This window comes from Mycobacterium timonense, from assembly GCF_025821985.1.
Taxonomy (GTDB): Bacteria; Actinomycetota; Actinomycetes; order Mycobacteriales; family Mycobacteriaceae; genus Mycobacterium; species Mycobacterium avium.
In genome coordinates this window covers 143,510-160,865 of record NZ_JACKSY010000038.1, presented here as the reverse complement: position 1 = coordinate 160,865, position 17,356 = coordinate 143,510, and the positions used below count along the sequence as shown (strand labels likewise).

Here is a 17,356-nt window from a genome sequence, read left to right as displayed (position 1 = left end):
CTCGGTGCGTAACCCACTGGGGTACACGAGTTTCGACGGCGCTCACGCCACCGATCGAGCCGGCTGCGGGTGCTTGGCGCAAGCCCTGCAGCTCGCCATCGTCGACTCGGCCGGCATCGCAGTTTGCTACCGGCGTGCAGGCGGCACCGGGATTCGCACGCCGCGCATTGTATTAACCGGGCTGTATCACCCTCTGCCGCGGCACTTTTGGGAATCGATTGACTGTTTGCCAGCGTGATTGGCGCGAGGAATCTTTCACTGACACTATTCCAATACGGCCACACATCACGATACGGTAACTGAGGCGCCGTTTTGGCAGGCCCGCCTTTCTATCACATGTGGTCTCGTCAAGATAGCGCTCGCTCTGTGGTGGGAATCGACAGGTTGGGTCATCACGTCGAGATAAATGCTTGTTCGCGTGGTAGTTCCGTGTTATCCAAGCGCGAACTGCCGACCCGCGATGTCGACTACCTCACACACGAGCACCTATTCGGTTGAGAACTTGCTGGGAGATAACTCGACCCGAAGGGGGATTCATGATTGCGCCGCGGGATCGCAGGCGAGTCATTTATCTTCGCTGCTTGACGCCGTGGGGGCCGTCAACGGCAACCGTCAGCCACTTGTCGGTCCTGCGGAACCGGACCGCGCCGGCGCCCGACTTACTCAGCAATTCATCCGCGGTGCCGTTAAGGTCATCCGAACCGGCGTCGCCACTGACGGATGAGGGTTAGCGCATGTTTTTGGGCACGGTTGAGGACTGGACAGCCGAGGGCACGGTCGTAGCCTGGTACCCCACCGCCGCAACCTATCGGCGCGCGGCCCAAGCGCAATACCACCCCGCCCCGGTGAGCTATCAGCAGGCGCAACATCTGCGCTATTACCGGCGCCAGGTAAGCCGCGGCCGTGATATCCCCCGGTTGTGCATCGGGGCCTGGGAAATCAGCGGTACCTGCGACATCGACGCGATGACGCAGGCGGTGAACACTCATCTGCGCCGGCACGACACCTACCACGACCGCTTTGTCTTCGGCGACGACGACGAAATCCTTCGCTACGTCATTCCCGAACCGGAGGCGATCACGTTGGCGCCAACGGATCTCGGAAGGATGGCTCCGCCCCAGATCCGCAAACTACTTCTCGATACGCCCGACCCGTTGCAGTGGGACTGCTTTACCTTCGGCATCGTTCAGGCTCAAGACCGGTTCACCATCTATATCGCCGTCGACCATCTACGCGCCGACGGCATGTCGGCCGGCGTGATCTTCCTCGACATCCAGACAACGTATTTCGCCGCGTTGCAAAGGACGCATTTCGCGTTGCCGCCCGCGCCCAGCCATCGCGAATACAGCGCGAGACAGCACGCCTATACCCGAAGCCTGAACGAGGAGTCGCCCGAGATCCGGTCGTGGCGCGCCTTTCTCGCGGCCAACAACGGGGCCCTACCCAGGTTTCCCCTGGAACTCGGCGAGTCGAACGCCGATACACCGGGGGCCATCGAGGTGTTCGACTTGATCGATGACGAGCAGGGCCGGCGGTTCGAGGCCGCGTGCCGTGCCGCGGGTGCGCGGTTCAGCGGCGGGGTGTTCGCCTGCGCTGCGCTGACTGAACACCGGTTGACCGGCGCCGCAACGTATTTCGGTCTGACACCGTTCGACAACCGGCGGGACCCCGCGCACGCCACCGCCGTCGGTTGGCTGGCGAGCTTCGTGCCGCTGGCGATTCCGACCGCCGGTGCGTCATTCAACGAGGTGGTCAGTGCCGCCCAGGCCTCTTTCGATGCCAACGCCGCCCTCGGCGCCGTGCCGTACTACCACCTGCTCGAGACCACCGGCCCGTCGTCGACGCCCATCGAGGTTCCGGATCGTCCCGTCCCGATGCTGTCCTACATCGACATCCGTAAGCTGCCGTTCGGCGATTACTTCGACGGCCTGCGCGCCGGCGTATGGGGCGATAACCGGCTGTCGGAGACGGTGTGCATGTGGGTCAATCGCATGCACGACAGGACTCAGTTGGTGGTCGCCTACCCGGGCACCGACGTCGCCCGCGGGTCCGTCCGGCGTTATGTCGAGACGATGCGTGCCGAGTTCGCCCGGGTGTGCGACGCCGGACCGCGCAGCGATGCGTGATGTAGTACACGTCCCGGCACCGGAGGCCTCGCTATGAGTGCCCTGGTGGCGCTGACCTTGCGCACCATGTCAGGGTCGCGGCGCGACGCGGACCTGCTCTTCGCGGCGCTGGCACCGGTGGGCTGCTTCCTGGGATTCACCCTGGTGCTGGGCGGCCTCATCCGCACCGGCTCGATGAGCTATCCGCAATACGTCCTTCCGGTGGTCATCGTGCAGGCGATGCTGTTCGGTGCCATGACCACGGCCGACCGTGCCGCCCGAGACCGGCTGTCCGGCTTCGGGTCTCGGCTTCGCACCCTGCCGCTTCCCGCGTCGGTACCGCTGGGCGCGCGGATGCTGTACTGCCTGACACGCGCGCTCATCGCGCTGGCCGCCACCATGGCGGCCGGATGGTCATTCGGCTTCCGGATGCAGGGCGGCCCGGCGGATGCAGTCCTGTTCGTGACCATCGTCGTGGTGTTCGCGATGGCGGTCTGCCTCGGCGCCGACGCCCTGGGCTCCCGCGTCGGCACCGTCGAATCGTCGAGCCAGTTGCTGCTTCTCCCCCAACTGGTCCTGGTCTTGTTGTCCACCGGCATCGCTCCGGCCGAATCGTTTCCGGCGTGGCTGGCACCGTTCATTCGCAACCAACCGGTATCCCAGGTCACCGAGGCGCTGCGCGGCCTTGCGACCGGTCACGTCGCCGGCAGCAGTCTGGCGGCGGCATTGACGTGGTGCCTCGGCCTGCTCGCGGTATTCGGCGTTGTCGCGGTGCGCATGCAACGACGCGTCGACGCGGGCAGGTCGCGAGCACACCGAGCCGTGCGCACGGCACCTCGAGACACCGCGCCGGCCGGTGATGTGGGTGTGGACCCGGTCGGGAAATCGGCCGAAGGCCTTGCACGGCAAGAGGTTACGAGCGTGAGCTGCCTGAAGGGATTCGTCAGCCAAAGCGCCTCGGAGGCGGGCCGGCTGCTGCGCCGCTGGCGCCGCGACCCGGTCGTCGCGGTGCAGGCGTTGTTGTTTCCCACGCTTCTGCTGATCATCTACAAGCTGCTGGTCGGCAAGTCCGTGCTGGCCGTCACCGGACACGACAGCCTGTACGGGTTGGTCCCGATGTGCGCGGTGGTCGGCGCGGTCTTCGGGACCATCGGCGCCGGTTTGGCTTTGCCGTCGGAGCGCGAGTCGGGCGTGCTGACCAGGTTATGGGTGCAGCCGGTCCATCGGGCCAGCCCCGTGGCAGGCCGACTGGTCGCGGAGGCCGCCCGAACCGTCGCGTCCGCGTCCGTGCTCACCGTCTTCGGGATCGCCCTGGGTCTGCGGTTCAACGACGGCTGGATCGCCATGCTGGCATTCGTGCTTGTGCCCGTGACGATTTCGGCGGGGATGGCGACACTGGTCACCGCCATCGCTGCCCGCGCGGACGGCAAGGCGATGGTGACCTGGCTGGGTGCGGGGTGCGTGGTGCTGTTGTTCCTCAACACCGGTGTCGCGCCCGCCGAGGTGTTTCCGGGATGGCTGCAGCCGGTGGTGCGTTATTCGCCGATTTCACCGACGATCGAGGCGATGCGTGCGCTGGCGCAGGGCGGCCCGGTGTTGTCGCCGCTGTGGCAGGCGGGTTTGTGGGGTGGCGTTCTGGTCGCGGTGTTTGCGCCGATCGCGGTGCGCGGGTATCGCGCCGCGGCCGAGGCGGGGTGCTAGTGGCGAGGCTGGCGCTGCTGGACCAGGCCGCCTTCCTCCGGCTGCGCGCCACCGGTCAGGGCAGCACCGTGCAATGCACCTGGATCTACGACCGCGACGTGAACATCGCCGAGTTGCGCGCCTTCAATGACAACCTCGGCTTCGGCCTGCTCGGACGCCGCATCGAGCGTTCGCCGCTGCCGTTCGGGCGTCACCGCTGGGTGCTCGACCGCCGCCCGCCCGACATCGCGTGGGAGCCTCGGCAACCGCGGTGCGAGATCGGTGCGTGGCTCGAAAGACGCGCGCGGGTCGCCGTCGACCCCGAACACGGCCCGACGTTTCACCTCGGCGTGCTGCCGCTGGACGACGGCGGCGCGGCGGTCACCCTGGTGGCGTCACACTGCGTCGTCGACGGGCTCGGTCTGGTGACGGCCGTCGCCGAAGCGGTCAAGGGTGAGCGACGCGATCTCGGCTACCCTCAACCGAATTCACGCAGCCGGTGGCGCGCGGTGCGTGAGGACCTGGCCGATGCCGTTGCCGCCCTACCGTCGGCAACCCGCGCGCTGATCGCGACCCTGCTTCTGTTGCTCAGGGTTTCGCACGATCGGCGGGTTCAACCGCGGGTGCGGCGGCGCGGGGAGTTCGTCCCGCGTGGCGACGCGTCGAACACCTCCGGGTCGGTGACGATCCACACCGATGCCGCGGCATGGGAGGCACGAGCGCGCGCCCTGAACGGAAGCGGCAATTCGCTGTTCGTCGCATTCGCCGCCCGCCTGGCGCACCGGATGGGCAGGGTGCTGGCCGACGGAAAGTCCGTGACCGTGGTACTTCCGGTCAGCGACCGCACCCGCGACGACGACCGCGCCAATGCGCTGACCTCGATCACGCTGACCGTCGACGGTGCGGCGGTGGCCGACGACTTGACCGATGTGCGCGCCGACGTCAAGAGATCGCTGGCATCCCTGCAGCACCGGCCCAACGAAATGCTCGCCGGACTGCCGCTCATCCCGTTCATCCCGCGATGGCTGGTGCGGCGCGGCGAAGGCCTCGCCATGGCGTCCAGCCAACTGCCGGTGGGATGCTCCAACGTCGGGAGCCTGGACGGCGCCGTCGGCCGCATCGACGGCGCGGACGCGACCGAGGTCTCCATGCGACTAGTCGAGCAGGGCATCACCCGGGCCCGCATCGAGCAGGCTGGCGGCCAATTATTCTGCGCCACAGGCGTTGTCAACGGCAGCAGGTTTCTCACCGTCGTCGCCCACCAAGGCGGTGCGGGCAACGCCACGGCCACACCTGAACTCGCGTGTGCCGCGCTGGCCGACCTGCAGCTGTCCGCCACCACCGTTTACGAGGCCCGAAACTGATGGTGGGCCTGGGCATCAAGGCGGATCCGCCTGCCCGGCGGCACCACCGTGTGTACGTGGGCATCGGCGCCGCGATCGCGGCGTGGGCGGCGCTCGTGCTGTGGTGCGCAATACGGGTCGTTCCGCTCGACGTGTACTGGATGTCGTATTACGCCGCCGACTACACCCACGGCTTCGTCCGTCGCGGGCTCGCCGGTGAGCTGGTTCACCTGGTACCGGGACACTACTTCGCGGTCGGTCTCGGTGTGCGATGGATGTCCACGGCGATTTATTTGTGCGGTCTGGCGGCGGTCGCCGGCGTGGTGCTCGCCGGTGGCCCTCGGTCGCAGCGCCGGCTGATGGTTGCGATGCTGATTCCGTTGCTGCCCTTCGGAGTTCCGTTCGCGGCGTTCTCGGCTCGGCCCGACCTGTTCGGCGGGGCGGCCCTGGCGCTGTTCAGCACGGCGCTGACCCACGCGCGTTCCCGCGCCCTCGCAATGGGCTGGTGCGCGCTGTATGGCGGCGCGATCGCGGTGCTGACGTTGGTGCACGAGGCGATAGGGCTGCAGTTTGCTTTCGGGGCGGTGCTGGCGATCGTCGTCCTCGGCGGCGGGCTGGGATCCGCTCGACGTCTCGGCGCGCTCGTGGCCGTGACACCCGGGGTCCTCGCCGCGGCGATGGTGGCCGTGCTCGGCCGTCACGACGTCGCCGCCGAACTGTGTGCCGCCGTGCCGCATCGCCTCATGCCCAACCCCTTCGCGAAGGTGACATCGCCGGAGACGCTGTTGCGCTTTGTGACCGAGGGACCGCCCAGTCAGACCGATTATCACGACTGGGTATGCCGCAACGTGATGCCGAACTACGACAACGGAATCTCGGACGCGCTGCGCGCGGTCGGCCAGATCGGAGCACTCGGTCTCACCGTCTCTCTGATCTTCGGCGGCGCTGCCGTCGTGGCGACGTTGTGGGGACTCGGCGAACTTTCCGGCGTGCCGTGGCACGCGTTCATCGCGGCGTTGCACGGCCGGATGACCTGGGTGACCGCCGGGCTACTGCTGGTCGTCCCGGTTTTCCTCACCGGCTACGACTGGACGCGCTGGCTGACCGTCGTCGCGTTCGACATCGCGATCGTGTTCCTCCTCTTCGCCTCCCGTCGCGCGGAGATCGACCAAGCGCCCACCCCAAGAACGCTGCGGCTGTTCCTCGTTCTCGTGATCGCGTTCGCGCTCATTCCGGTGGGCGCCGTTCCGGGTTTCGGAGGACCGCGGATGGTCTGATCGGCCCCGGCGCGCTGGCCGGGGCAGGAGATCGCGGCTGGTAAAGTGGGTCGCACTGTGACTTTTGGTGACCGAACGCCGGCACGGTGGTCACGACGGCAGAGCGCGTCGGCCATCGTTGCCGTGCTGACCCTCGTCGCAGCTGTCCTCGGTTGCGCGGCTTTGCGGGTTGAAATGGCAGGCGACGCCTCGCAACCCGCGATGGTGGCCTCGGCCGCCGAACTGGCCTCCGGGCCCGCGCGGCTGAACCACGAGCCGGTTCCGGCACGCCGGCTGGGGATCGGCTCCACCGTGAACGATGACCTGGCGTTCAAGAGCCCCGGCCTAAAGCGTGATCGCGCAACCGCTTTCGCCTTCTCCACACCGCGTTCGTCCGATTCCCTGGTAGCACCGACGGCCGGTGTCATCGGGTGGCAGCAGCGTGTCGATACCCCTCCTCGCCCGCCCACCCCGGTTCCCGCCGGACACAACCTCCGGATTCAATTCTGCGTCGCCCGTTGCTGATCCGCCCTCGCCGCTCGGTGGCGCGCGACGCCATCGCGGCGGGCTAGCAACCGGCTGGCCGCTTTTGGCAACGGCTCATCGCGGGCCGGCCGCTGAGCCTCCTGCTGAGCTCGACTCCCGACCGGCCTCGCGTGCCGCGTCGGGGACTCCAACCTTTCCTCACCTGCGTCAGCCGCTGACCGGTTCGCGCGCGCACGCCGCGGCAAGTCGGCTGAAGACGTCAACCAAAAGATGGGTACGAACATGGATTTTGGCGCGTTACCACCCGAGATCAACTCGGGGCGGATGTATTCGGGACCGGGACCGGCGTCGCTGCTGGCCGCCGCCGCGGGATGGGAGTCACTGGCCGCCGAGCTGGCCGACGGCGCCGGCAACTACCAAGCGGTGATCGCCGGCCTAACCAACGAGTCCTGGCTGGGGCCGGCGTCGCTGTCGATGGCGGGCGCGGTGATGCCCTATGCCTCCTGGCTGACGGCGGTCGCCGAGCAATGCGGTCGGGCCGCCGCAAAGGCCACCGCGGCGGCGTCCGCCTTCGAAGCGGCATACGCGATGACGGTGCCCCCACCGCTGATAGCGGCCAACCGAGCCCGGCTGCTGGCCCTGGTCCAGAGCAACATCTTCGGGCAGAACACCCCGGCCATCATGGCCACCGAAGCCGAGTACAGCGAAATGTGGGCCCAGGACGCGACCGCGATGTACGGCTACGCCGCCAATTCGGCGTCGGCGTCGGCACTTTCGCCGGTGCCTTCCCCACCGCAACCGACGAATCCCGCCGCGGCCGGCCACCTAGCTGCCGCCGCCCACGCGGCGGTCCAATCGGGCAGCAGCGCGCACACCACGACAGCGCACTGGATGTCCTCGGTTCCCCAGGCGCTGCAAGGCCTTTCGACACCCGGGTCGACGCCGGGCAATGGTCTGTCACCCACAGCGATGGGCACCGGCGCCGCGCTGGGATCCTCCGGGCCATTCAGCTCGCTGTCGAGCCTCACCGGCGCCTCGGGCAAGGGTGCGACCAAAAGCGCGAGCACCGGCGCCGGCGCGGGACTGGCGTCGGCGCTCGCCGCCGGGCCCGCGGCGGACGGAGCCGCGGCCGGCTTGGCGGAGGAGGCGGCCGGGTACGGCGCCGACGGCGCCGGTCTGATCGCCGACGGCGGTGGAATCGGTATCGACCTCTACGGCCTCGATCTGGATTACCAGGGACTGGCGTTGGACGAAGCGGGCGCCGGTTCCATCCTGGGGGCCGAGGCTGGCACCGGCATAGCGGGCACCGCCGGATTGGGAAGCCTCGAACCGCCGGCGGGACTGGGCCAAGGCGCCTCGGCGAGCGTGGGCCAGGCCGGCGCGCTCAGCACGTTGTCGGTGCCGCCGAGTTGGGCCACAACGGTGTCGACGGTCACCCCCCTGCCCTCGCCCAACTCCGGTCCGGTGCCGGGCGGTTGGGCCGCGGCGCCCACGGCGTCACCCGGTCCCGCGGTGTCCCGGCTGCCGTTGGGCGGGATGGTCGGGCGCGAATCCGAGGGCGCGGTGCACCGGGTCGGCCAGCGCGTCTCGCTCATTCCGCAGGTGATCGGATGAGCCACCGCCTCACTCGGCACGCCGTACCGAGATCCGCAAACCGGTCGACCACAAAGGAGATCGTCATGCCCAGCCCCGCACCACCCCGCTCGGGCCGTCCGAGGCGGGACCGAAACCCGTTGGCGCTCATCGTAAAACCGCTGCTGGGCGCCGCCCTGGCAGCGGCGGTCGCGACCGCGTGGCCGGCGACTGCCGGTGCCGATCCGGACCCCGGCGGCGCCGCAAATCCGTTCGGCGGTCTCAGTTGCGGCTGCAGCGGGACGCGACCGGCGGGCGATCCAGCGCAGATCGATCATGGACTGCGACAGGGACTTTCGGACGGGCGCCCTGCGTCGTCACCCGAGCGGCCACCGGGTTGACCGGCCGGGCCCGGCCGGCAGCTCACCGGGTCCGCGGTCAGTCCTGCCGCGACAACGCCGCGCGGGGGCAGTCGGCGATCGCCTGCTCGGCCATCGCCGTTTGCTCGGCGGGCACCGGGTCGGCGATGACCACGGCGTATTCGTCGTCGTCGAGTTGGAACACCTCGGGTGCGATCTTCACGCAGAAAGCGTTGCCCTCACAGCGATCACGATCTACTACGACGCGCACGGTTTCTCCTTTGCTCGGGCTTCACTTGGGCGTCCGTTCGGTAGCGGGCCGGGATGGTCGCGGTGAGCCTCGGCGCAGCAGTCGCCCTATCCCGCGGTTTCATGAAAAGCCCGATCGCGGAATCGATTTCGCGATGTTGCCGCGTCAGGACCGCGGATAACGCGCCACCGGGCATCGGGTGCTCCTCTGCGCCACTGAAACAGGCCAGCGGGCCCGGGTCTGCACCGATGGCCGCAGGACGCCGGTGGGCTGCCCGCCCGCTCCTCGATTTTTACAGCAACAATTGTGTAAACTCTAGCCGTCGGCGCGCCGGCTGACCAGACCAATAGCGCGCGTGTCGATCAGGTAGAGACCTGGGCGGGCCGGTGCCGGGTTTGGTTGCCGCCGCAGCGTTTAGCTTCGTACATGGCGCTGTCGGCCTGGGCGACCAACTGGTGAAACGCGTGTTCGGCGTATTCGGACACGAGGTCGCGCAGCGGCAGGGTCGCCGTGCCGACGCTGGCGGTCACCGGCGGATCCAGCGCGGCCACGGCCTCGCACAGTTGTTGGCCCCACCCGGGTAGCTGCTCGGTGGTCACGATGTCGGCGACCAGGAATTCCTCGCCGCCGACGCGGCCGACGACTGTGGTGTCGCCGCAGGTCGCGGTCAGGGCGCCGGCCACCGCGATGAGCGCCTCGTCGCCGGCGGCGTGTCCGTGCGTGTCGTTGAGCGCCTTGAACCGGTCCAGGTCGACCATGGCCACGGCCAAAAACATGTGGCTGGCCCCGGTGAGCATGCGTCCGATGATGGCCCGGTTGCACGCTCTGCGGTTCAGCAGCCCGGTCAGCGGGTCGCGGTTGGCGCGCAGCAAGTCGAGCCAGAGTGCACGCACCACGATCTGGATGGACAGCGGGACGATCACGTTGAGCTCGAGGACCAGGAAATACCCGGTGAAGGCCAGCATCGCCTGGCCGGACGCGGCCAGCCGGGCCGCCTGCAGCGCCCCGATGGCGCCGGCCAACCCGAAGTTCAGGCCCATGAACTTGGCGGTGTGGAAGAAGGCGTTGTAGCCGCCGGTAACCGAGAGCGCCGAGCATGCCATGAGTCCGACCAGCGGCTCGGTTTGCCACAGGCAGCCGGCGCCGATGGCCACGCTGCCGGTCAGCGCGAAGACGACGGACTGGCGGCGGGTTGGCCACCCATGCAGCCACAGCACCGCCATGCCCAGCCCCACCATGCCGGCCAGCACCGAGACCGTCAGCGTCAGCCCGGGAAAGAACGGCGTGGCGCCCCACAGCACGTTGGCCGGAACGAGCACCAGCGAGGCACCCACCACGGCCATCGCCCGGCGGGTGGCGGTGCCGAACCCGTGATCTTGCAAATAGCCGGTCAGCCAATCGAAATGGTCGGGTTGTCCCCACCACGCCGCCAGCCACTTCATCGGTCTGCCTCTCCCGTACTTCCTCACCCTTCAACGCCCGCGTCACCGAGTTCGACCACAGTAGACCATCGGCAGGCCGAAATACGTTGAAATGACAAGAAAGTGCAAGGAGTTGGCCGCCGGGTGCGCGACGGCCCTTCGGGCGGCGGCTCAGCCGCTCCGGCCGGGCGAAACGACCGCGTGGGTTGCCTCGAAGACCGCTGTGTCGCCCGATGATTCGGCGTCGTGGTTGGCGACCGCCTCGGCGTGCAACGTGAACACCCGACCGGTTGCGAACCCGTCAGGGCGTCTGCTTTTCTCCGGTGCGACGGGAGGTGGCCCGGCTCGGCGAGGGTTTGGATCGATCCCGGAGTTTGGCGTTGGACAGTTGCAGCCTGGTGTAGTCGGACTTCAACTGGTTGTTTTCGGTTTCCAGGTGCAGTATTCGGGCGATGCCGGCGAGGTTGATGCCCTGGCCGACCAATTCGCTGATCCGCTTGAGGCGCTCGAGATCGTCGTCGCTGTAGCGACGGGTGCCGCCGTCGGTGCGCGACGGCGTCAGCAGTCCCCGTCGTTCGTACAGCCGCAGCGTTTGCGGCGGGGTGGCGGACAGCTCGGCGGCCACCGAAATGCCGTAGACGCCGCGCGCGGATCGAGCGGTCGCATCGCCGGTCAACTGGTTTCTCCCTGTCGAAATGACCCGGTATTCCTGGCCCGGAAAGAATACCTGCGCAGGTGGCACAAAATCTATGTCAACTGAAGCACATCAATGGCCAGCGCACCGACCGGCCGATCCCGCTGGATGCAAATGCGTGCCGCTGACCCGGTCCGCCCCGCCGAGGGCAGCCCTGGGGCGGGGCGGACCGCAACGGTCAGTCGATGCCGAGACCGCTGGTGACCAGGACGCGACGGTCGCCGCCGAGGTGCGGATATTCGTCGTCGGGCAGGGGCACCAGCTGTTGCTGTTCTGCCCAGTCGGCGGGATCAGCCTCGACCGGCACAGCGGTGCGTAACGCGCCGGAGTACTTGCGCGCACCGATGTGGGGGACGGCTTGTGCGATCACGACTCTTACCCCTCCCTTTTGCGACTCAACGAATACCTGTGCCTGTCAACGCTTTCAGGCTTCTATAGCTTGCCGCCGCGTCGCGGCGCAACGAAGGGTGGGGCCGCCCGCCCCCGGGTGAGTTGCCTGCTGGGCAATGGCGTCTCCTCGCACACTGAGGTAGCGCCCACGGTGCTGCCCGGCCGGCGGGCTGACCCGATCATCGTGTTGGTGATGCCATCACCTGCCTTTCCTGGATCGTTGCGTTAACGGTCCCATCGGGGATGGGCTGCGGAGGGCCGCGCTCCGCGGCGAACACGTCGCGCACGGGTCCGGTCCGCGGGCGCGCCGGTATCTGCCAAGACCGACCAGGTGACCGGGGCCCGAGCAGGGCGCACCCGACCACTGGTGGCGCCGGTGGCCGACGAAGCAGGGCTTCCGCCGCCGCGCACAGGATGGCATCGACCTCGGCGATCAGCGTGGCCACCGGCGGATCGTCCAGCAGCAAGGGCGCCTCCTGGTCCTGGATGGCTGTGCCGGGCGCCGGCGAGGCCACGGTGCTGCAGCGCGTCATCACTAACCCGCCTTCTGTCAGCATCTGACCGGCCGATCACGCGTTGACGGCGGCCTGCCCATTCCGGCTGACCGCGATCTTGCGCGGCTTCGCCTTCTCGGCCACCGGAATTCGCAACCGCAACACCCCGTCGGTGTAGGTCGCCTCGATGCGGTCGGTGTCCAGGTTGTCGCCGAGCACGAGCTGGCGGCTGAACACGCCGCGCGGCCGTTCGGTGGCCAGCATCTCGCGCCCCGGATCGACGTCGGGCCGCTCGGCGCGCACCGTCACCACGTTGCGTTCGATGTCGAGGTCCAACGACTGCTCGTCGATTCCCGGCAGGTCGAACTCGACGATGAACTGTTCACCGTCGCGCCAGGCGTCCATCGGCATCACCGACGGATGCGCCGCGGTGCCCGAGACCTGCCGAGTGAAGCGATTGAGGTCACGGAAGGGATCGCTGCGCACCAACATGGTCGTCACCTCCAACACTCCAATCTGTCGTCTACCCGCCATCGATTATCTATGTCTCGCGACACAGTTTTTATTTACCTCCGTCTCGGTGTTCTGGCAAGGCTCTCCCCAAGATTTTTTTGACGCGATCACCGGGGCGGCTTTCCGGCGTAGTTGTTGCTCCTGACCTCGGAAGGCAGGATACGAAGGAATCTGCCTCTCGTTTCTGAGCATCGTTGGAGCCGGCTCGTGATCACGTTGGACCGCCTGGTGAACGTCTTGGGCGGCTACGGGGTCCGCTTGCGGTGGTCGGCGGTGCCCCGGTCGACCGAGCTGCGCAGCGTCGTCATCCACGAGACGCCCGAGGACCGCCCGGTGGTGGGCGACGTCCTGCTGGCCGTGGGCGCCGGCTCGCTCGACGAAGCCGTGCGCTGGGCGGCGTCGGCGCGTGCCGCGGTGGTGGTGCTGCGCGACGATGAGACGCCGATGACGTTCGACGGCGTCACCGACGTCGGCGCTGTCCTGGTGATCGATCCGACGGTGTCGTGGAGCGCGGTGGCCGCGGTCGTCTACGGTCTGGTTCTGGAAGGCCGCGAGACCGAATCCGGGCGTGGCCCAACGGATCTTTTCGCGTTGGCCGACAGCCTGGCCGACGGGATCGGCAACCCGGTGGTGATCCAGGATCGGCACCTGGGCGTGCTGGCGTACTCGCGGCTGGCCCAGGCCGATCCGGCCTTGGTCGAGACGGTCCTGCAACGGCAGACGCCCGAGCCGTTGCGCGCGCTGTTGGAGGCCCGAGGGGTATTCGCCCACCTGCAGGTCGCCGACGAGCCGCTGTTCGTCGCCGAGGACGCCGAGCGGGGTCTCTCCGGGCGCATGGTGGTGGCGGTGCGAGCCGGCGCGGAGTTGATCGGATCTGTGTGGGTGGCGTGTGAGGCGCCGTTGCAGCCGGCGGCGCTGCGCGCCTTGGCGGACGGGGCGCGCACGGTGGCCTTACACCTGCTGCGGTCGCGCGCCAGCGCGGACCTGGAGCGACAGGTCGAATCCGAACTCGTCATCCGGCTGCTGGAGGGTACCGCCGACGCCGCCACGGTGGCGAGCCGGTTGGGCTTGGCGCACAACGGTTTACGCGTGGTCGCGGTGCAGGCCTTCGTCGGCGCCGACCGCGATGCCCCGCTGCTGTTGGCGTTCGAGCGCGCCACCACCGGGTTCGGCTGGTCACGGCCCGGGCGCAGCGCACTGGCCGGCAACAGTGTCTACGCCGTGCTGCCCGCCAATGAGGCGTCGACGGCGCGGCGCTGGGTCGGCGCGTTGCGGGCGGCGCTGCCCGAGCGGCTGACCGTGATCGCCGGAATCAGTGGTGTGGCCGAGGTGGGCGATCTGGCCGCCGCGCGCCAGGAGGCCGACGAGTGTCTGGCACTGCACGAGATGTCGCCTGCCGCACCGCCGCCCGCCTACGACGAGTCGTGGGACGACATCCTGCTGCAGCGTTTGCGTGCCGCGGCGCGGTCCGGGCGTGCCCCGACCCGCGGGCCGGTGGCCGACCTGGGCCGCCATGACCGCGCCAACGGCACCGATTACCTGGCCACGCTGCGGGCCTGGCTGCAGGCCCAGGGCGACCCCGCCGAGGCCGGCAGGCAGCTGGGAGTGCACGAGAACACGGTGCGCTACCGGCTGCGCAAGATGGCCGAGATCACCAACCTGTCGTTGGACGACTCCAAGAAGCGGCTGGCCATGATGATCGAACTCGCTGCCACCCACACCGACTGAGCATCGACGCTGTCGGGATCCGACAAATCGCCGCGCCACCGTTGTGCGCCACGGGCAACGCGCTCGCCGACGGTCCGCCCGATGATGAGGTTGTCCATGGCCCGCTCGGGTGCGGGCCCCGCGCGATGTCCACGTTTGACAGGAAGCATCCGATGACCACCAAGGGTCGCGATCATCAGCGGCTCACCGGCGGGCGAGGCGGTGACGCCGCGGCGGAACTGGAGACCGTGCACATCCCGCTGCCGCGGATCCTGCTGGCGCACCCGTTCGGGCGAAATCCACTGGTACGCGTGAGCGACCGGGTGCAGGCGCTGATCTTGGTGTTGGCGGTCACGGTGTCGTTGGCGGCGGTGCCCGTCGCCGCGACCATCGGCACCGCCGTCCACGAATCCCGCAGTCGCGTCTACGCCGAGCAGTCCCAGACGTGGCGGACGGTGACCGCGACGGCCGTCGGGGACAGCCATCCCCGCCGAGACCTTGACAGTCCGACGGTAAGGGTGCCCGCCCGGTGGCAGTACGCCGGCGCCGAACATGCCGGCGATGTCATCGCGCCGCTGAATGTCAAAGCCGGTGACACGGTTGAGATTTGGGTCGACGACACGGGTTCGCCGGTGACGCCGCCGGATCGGACCGCCCTCGACGAGGCGGTGGCGTTCGCGGTGGTGTCCTGGTGCGCCGTGAGTTTGCCCGCCGCGGCCTTGTTCGCCGCCGCCCGCGCCGCCCTCGATCGACGGCGTTACGCCGCATGGCAACGCGACTTCGACAGGCTTGTCGGCCAGCGGTAGGGATACGCGGCTCCCCCACCTCCCCCACCTCCCCTGTGTCCACCTCCCCCACCTCCCCCTGTGTCCCCCCGGTGTCCACGACACGTAAATGGTGGCGAAGACACGCCGACGAGCACCGCCACAGGTTAAGTTTCGTGCAAGCCACCGCGGCGAGCCGTCGACGTGCCGCAACTCGGGCGCGACGGCATTGTCGGGCCGCGACAACGGGCCGCGGCGCCGTTGTCCGTTTCCAGCAAACGCGGCGCCCGCGGACCGGCCACCATGGGAAGTAGCAACTCCGGGACTCGCCCCGACCGCAGGGGTTCCGCGTCGTCAGGGACGGCTGCCGTATGTCGGCCCGTCCCTGACGACATCTCTTCTCACGGAAGGATTTTCACCAGCATGACCACCGACACGATCGCCTCGTCCACATCGCAGTACCACCGCGGGCTGCGTGACGAGCTCTCCGCGCTGCGCTCCCAGCGCAGTGTCGAGGTTCCCGACGACTTCATGGATTACCGCCCGGGTCGTGCCGCGCGTCCGTCGGTGCGCCGCAACCGAATCCGTGAGCTCGAGGAGCTGTTGGCGACCGCCCCGGGATCCGGGGATCGCGCCGCCCAGGCCGTCGCCGCACCCGGCATGGTGCTCACCATTCGCTACGACGCGACCGGCGAGACGGAGACGTTTCTGCTCGGTCGGCGCAACGGTGGTGACGGCCGGGTCAAGGTGTACTCGATGGCGTCACCGCTGGGCCGGTCGATCGCCGGCGCGCGCCCCGGCGAGCAACGCATCTACCCGATACCCAACGACACCGGCCGCGTGGTGACGTTGCTCAAGGCCGTGCCCTACGCGGGAGGAGACTCGAAACCCCGTTCCCCACAAGACATTCAACAGTGCGCTGACACCGGCCTGGCTGACGAGAGGAGACAGGCATGACCAGCACACAGCCCGCGTGGATCTCGCCGCAAGCCCACGAACGATTGCAGCGGGAACTGGCCACGCTTCGCGAGTTGCGTGATACCAGTGCCGTCGGCAGCGCCACCGACGAGAACTCTCTGGCGGTTCAGCGTGCCTGGCAGCTGCGCATCCACCGGATTCATGACCTGCTGGTCAACGCCGTGGTCGGTGATGACCCGCCCGATGACGGGGTCGCCGAACCCGGCATGGTGTTGACCATCCGCTACGACGACACAGGAGAGATCGAAACGTTCCTGTTGAGCGTGCGCGGCGCCGAGTACGGCGGCACCGAGGTCTATTCGGTCCGGTCGCCGTTGGGCGCCGCGATCGCGGGTGCGCGTCCGGGTGAGCAGCGCAGCTACATTCTGCCCAACGGCGCCCCGCTCACCGTCACTCTGCTGAAGGCCGTGCCGTACGGCGTTCACCTGGCCGGCAGTAGCTGATCGCCGGTGATCGGATGATATTCGACCTCATCGACCCATTGGCGATGATCGTTCTGCTGACCGCGGTGGTCTTCCTCATGGTCGCCGTCGCATACGGGCGAATGTGACGCCGGCGAAGCGGTGGTTGTCGGCGAGCCTGCTTCAACGGGTCATGCCCCAGCGTCATCAGGCGATATCGCCAATTTTGTTGCCCGGCGGTCGGTTCCAGCTCGTCGCGGCGTTCGGCGTGAATCCGATGCACGACCTTGCAGTCGCGGTCGGAGCCGACTCGCGGAGCCGACGTTGCCTGAGGATTATGCGGGCAACTCACGCAAGAACGATCGCGCGACGGCGGGTGACGCCAACTCGACGACGCGGACGGTGTCGGCATAGCGCACCAGGGCGGCATCGAGGAGCGGTCGGCTGTCGATCGGGTATCGCCATACCCATCGCAGGAACTTCCAATCGAGGCGTTCGGGGCAGCCGTCGGCTTGCACCGCCCGTCCCCTGTTCGTCCACCATCTGCGCAACACCCCAACCAGACATCGCCAGCGTGAGAACGCAAGGATGATCACTGCATCGGCCCGCTCCAGGCGTAGGTCGAGCGAGCTACGGTAGTTGCCGTCCATGATCCAGCGATCCCCAGCGGCCAGCTCCGCCACCGTCTTTCGCCATTGATCCGTCGGGGTCGGCGTCCAGTGCGGACGCCAGTAATGGTGATCCAGGTGAATTACGGGAAGACCGGTACGACGCCCCAGCTCCCGGCAGAAGGTGGTCTTACCCGCTCCGCCGGACCCCACGACCGCGACGCGCTGCACGACGCGATTCTGTAAACATCCGGCCGGCCGTGCAAGACCCGAGAGTTGTCTGAGACGGTGACACCGCAGCTGATTTTGGTGATCCCGTCGCGGATTCGGGTACC

The 17,356-nt window shown here is 68.3% G+C and carries 17 protein-coding genes; 10 read left to right on the top strand and 7 right to left on the bottom strand.

Translation table 11 applies throughout. The annotated features are described in order from the left end of the window. Window positions 1-734 precede the first annotated feature (734 nt). From H7I87_RS10885 to H7I87_RS10860, 6 genes are all read left to right on the top strand, one after another. Window positions 735-2,126: a condensation domain-containing protein gene (locus H7I87_RS10885; RefSeq protein ID WP_023861388.1), complete on the top strand. Its 1,392-nt coding sequence runs from the start codon at window positions 735-737 to the stop codon at window positions 2,124-2,126. A 33-nt stretch (window positions 2,127-2,159) separates the two neighbouring features. Then, window positions 2,160-3,806: an ABC transporter permease gene (locus H7I87_RS10880; protein ID WP_063967199.1), complete on the top strand. Its 1,647-nt coding sequence runs from the start codon at window positions 2,160-2,162 to the stop codon at window positions 3,804-3,806. Next, window positions 3,806-5,149 carry a hypothetical protein gene (locus tag H7I87_RS10875; RefSeq protein WP_023882596.1) on the top strand — a complete coding sequence of 448 codons (1,344 nt, stop codon included), beginning with the start codon at window positions 3,806-3,808 and terminating at the stop codon, window positions 5,147-5,149. Before H7I87_RS10880 ends, H7I87_RS10875 begins: the two co-directional genes overlap by 1 nt. After that, complete coding sequence (locus tag H7I87_RS10870; protein WP_063967198.1) at window positions 5,149-6,405, top strand: Rv1490 family membrane protein; 1,257 nt, start codon at window positions 5,149-5,151, stop codon at window positions 6,403-6,405. Before H7I87_RS10875 ends, H7I87_RS10870 begins: the two co-directional genes overlap by 1 nt. Before the next feature lie 123 nt (window positions 6,406-6,528). Then, complete coding sequence (locus tag H7I87_RS10865; protein ID WP_224110891.1) at window positions 6,529-6,909, top strand: hypothetical protein; 381 nt, start codon at window positions 6,529-6,531, stop codon at window positions 6,907-6,909. A 243-nt stretch (window positions 6,910-7,152) separates the two neighbouring features. Further along, the gene (locus tag H7I87_RS10860) at window positions 7,153-8,484 is read left to right on the top strand and encodes a PPE family protein (RefSeq protein ID WP_063967197.1); all 1,332 of its coding nucleotides are present in this window, start codon (window positions 7,153-7,155) and stop codon (window positions 8,482-8,484) included. Between the two features lie 396 nt (window positions 8,485-8,880). Here H7I87_RS10860 and H7I87_RS10855 read toward each other — a convergent pair whose 3' ends face one another. The 6 genes from H7I87_RS10855 to H7I87_RS10830 form a co-directional block, all read right to left on the bottom strand. After that, the gene (locus tag H7I87_RS10855) at window positions 8,881-9,072 is read right to left on the bottom strand and encodes a ferredoxin (RefSeq protein WP_024637328.1); all 192 of its coding nucleotides are present in this window, start codon (window positions 9,070-9,072) and stop codon (window positions 8,881-8,883) included. A gap of 341 nt (window positions 9,073-9,413) precedes the next feature. Then, a complete protein-coding gene (locus H7I87_RS10850; RefSeq protein ID WP_023882586.1) occupies window positions 9,414-10,493 on the bottom strand; it encodes a GGDEF domain-containing protein in 1,080 nt (359 codons plus the stop codon). Between the two features lie 280 nt (window positions 10,494-10,773). Continuing rightward, complete coding sequence (locus H7I87_RS10845) at window positions 10,774-11,148, bottom strand: MerR family transcriptional regulator (protein WP_003875976.1); 375 nt, start codon at window positions 11,146-11,148, stop codon at window positions 10,774-10,776. Between the two features lie 196 nt (window positions 11,149-11,344). Next, window positions 11,345-11,536 carry a hypothetical protein gene (locus H7I87_RS10840; protein WP_003875975.1) on the bottom strand — a complete coding sequence of 64 codons (192 nt, stop codon included), beginning with the start codon at window positions 11,534-11,536 and terminating at the stop codon, window positions 11,345-11,347. A 199-nt stretch (window positions 11,537-11,735) separates the two neighbouring features. Next, a complete protein-coding gene (locus tag H7I87_RS10835; RefSeq protein WP_264002671.1) occupies window positions 11,736-12,089 on the bottom strand; it encodes a hypothetical protein in 354 nt (117 codons plus the stop codon). Window positions 12,090-12,125: 36 nt separating this feature from the next. Further along, window positions 12,126-12,542, bottom strand: coding sequence for an Hsp20/alpha crystallin family protein (locus H7I87_RS10830; RefSeq protein ID WP_003875974.1), 417 nt, complete (start codon window positions 12,540-12,542; stop codon window positions 12,126-12,128). A 228-nt stretch (window positions 12,543-12,770) separates the two neighbouring features. On the opposite strand from H7I87_RS10830, the gene H7I87_RS10825 reads away from it, so the two are divergent. The 4 genes from H7I87_RS10825 to H7I87_RS10810 all read left to right on the top strand — a co-directional run bounded on the left by H7I87_RS10825 (window position 12,771) and on the right by H7I87_RS10810 (window position 16,455). After that, window positions 12,771-14,291: a PucR family transcriptional regulator gene (locus H7I87_RS10825; protein WP_063971708.1), complete on the top strand. Its 1,521-nt coding sequence runs from the start codon at window positions 12,771-12,773 to the stop codon at window positions 14,289-14,291. 152 nt (window positions 14,292-14,443) lie between these two features. Continuing rightward, window positions 14,444-15,076, top strand: a complete 633-nt coding sequence (locus tag H7I87_RS10820; protein WP_023882590.1) for an Rv1733c family protein — start codon at window positions 14,444-14,446, stop codon at window positions 15,074-15,076. Between the two features lie 381 nt (window positions 15,077-15,457). After that, window positions 15,458-15,991, top strand: coding sequence for a GreA/GreB family elongation factor (locus H7I87_RS10815; RefSeq protein ID WP_023882523.1), 534 nt, complete (start codon window positions 15,458-15,460; stop codon window positions 15,989-15,991). After that, on the top strand, window positions 15,988-16,455 hold the full coding sequence (locus H7I87_RS10810) for a GreA/GreB family elongation factor (RefSeq protein WP_023882522.1): 468 nt from the start codon (window positions 15,988-15,990) through the stop codon (window positions 16,453-16,455). Before H7I87_RS10815 ends, H7I87_RS10810 begins: the two co-directional genes overlap by 4 nt. A 293-nt stretch (window positions 16,456-16,748) precedes the next feature. Here the strand turns inward: H7I87_RS10810 and H7I87_RS10805 are convergent, their stop codons facing one another. Then, window positions 16,749-17,252: a P-loop NTPase family protein gene (locus H7I87_RS10805; protein WP_023861384.1), complete on the bottom strand. Its 504-nt coding sequence runs from the start codon at window positions 17,250-17,252 to the stop codon at window positions 16,749-16,751. Window positions 17,253-17,356 lie beyond the last annotated feature (104 nt).

Excerpts from the sequence above, each read along its gene's own strand:
- H7I87_RS10870 (WP_063967198.1), top strand. The coding sequence starts at position 5,149 with ATGGTGGGCCTGGGCATCAAGGCGGATCCGCCTGCCCGGCGGCACCAC.
- H7I87_RS10880 (WP_063967199.1), top strand. The coding sequence starts at position 2,160 with ATGAGTGCCCTGGTGGCGCTGACCTTGCGCACCATGTCAGGGTCGCGG.
- H7I87_RS10860 (WP_063967197.1), top strand. The coding sequence starts at position 7,153 with ATGGATTTTGGCGCGTTACCACCCGAGATCAACTCGGGGCGGATGTAT.
- H7I87_RS10815 (WP_023882523.1), top strand. The coding sequence starts at position 15,458 with ATGACCACCGACACGATCGCCTCGTCCACATCGCAGTACCACCGCGGG.
- H7I87_RS10850 (WP_023882586.1), bottom strand. The coding sequence starts at position 10,493 with ATGAAGTGGCTGGCGGCGTGGTGGGGACAACCCGACCATTTCGATTGG.
- H7I87_RS10835 (WP_264002671.1), bottom strand. The coding sequence starts at position 12,089 with ATGACGCGCTGCAGCACCGTGGCCTCGCCGGCGCCCGGCACAGCCATC.
- H7I87_RS10885 (WP_023861388.1), top strand. The coding sequence starts at position 735 with ATGTTTTTGGGCACGGTTGAGGACTGGACAGCCGAGGGCACGGTCGTA.
- H7I87_RS10830 (WP_003875974.1), bottom strand. The coding sequence starts at position 12,542 with ATGTTGGTGCGCAGCGATCCCTTCCGTGACCTCAATCGCTTCACTCGG.
- H7I87_RS10820 (WP_023882590.1), top strand. The coding sequence starts at position 14,444 with ATGACCACCAAGGGTCGCGATCATCAGCGGCTCACCGGCGGGCGAGGC.
- H7I87_RS10810 (WP_023882522.1), top strand. The coding sequence starts at position 15,988 with ATGACCAGCACACAGCCCGCGTGGATCTCGCCGCAAGCCCACGAACGA.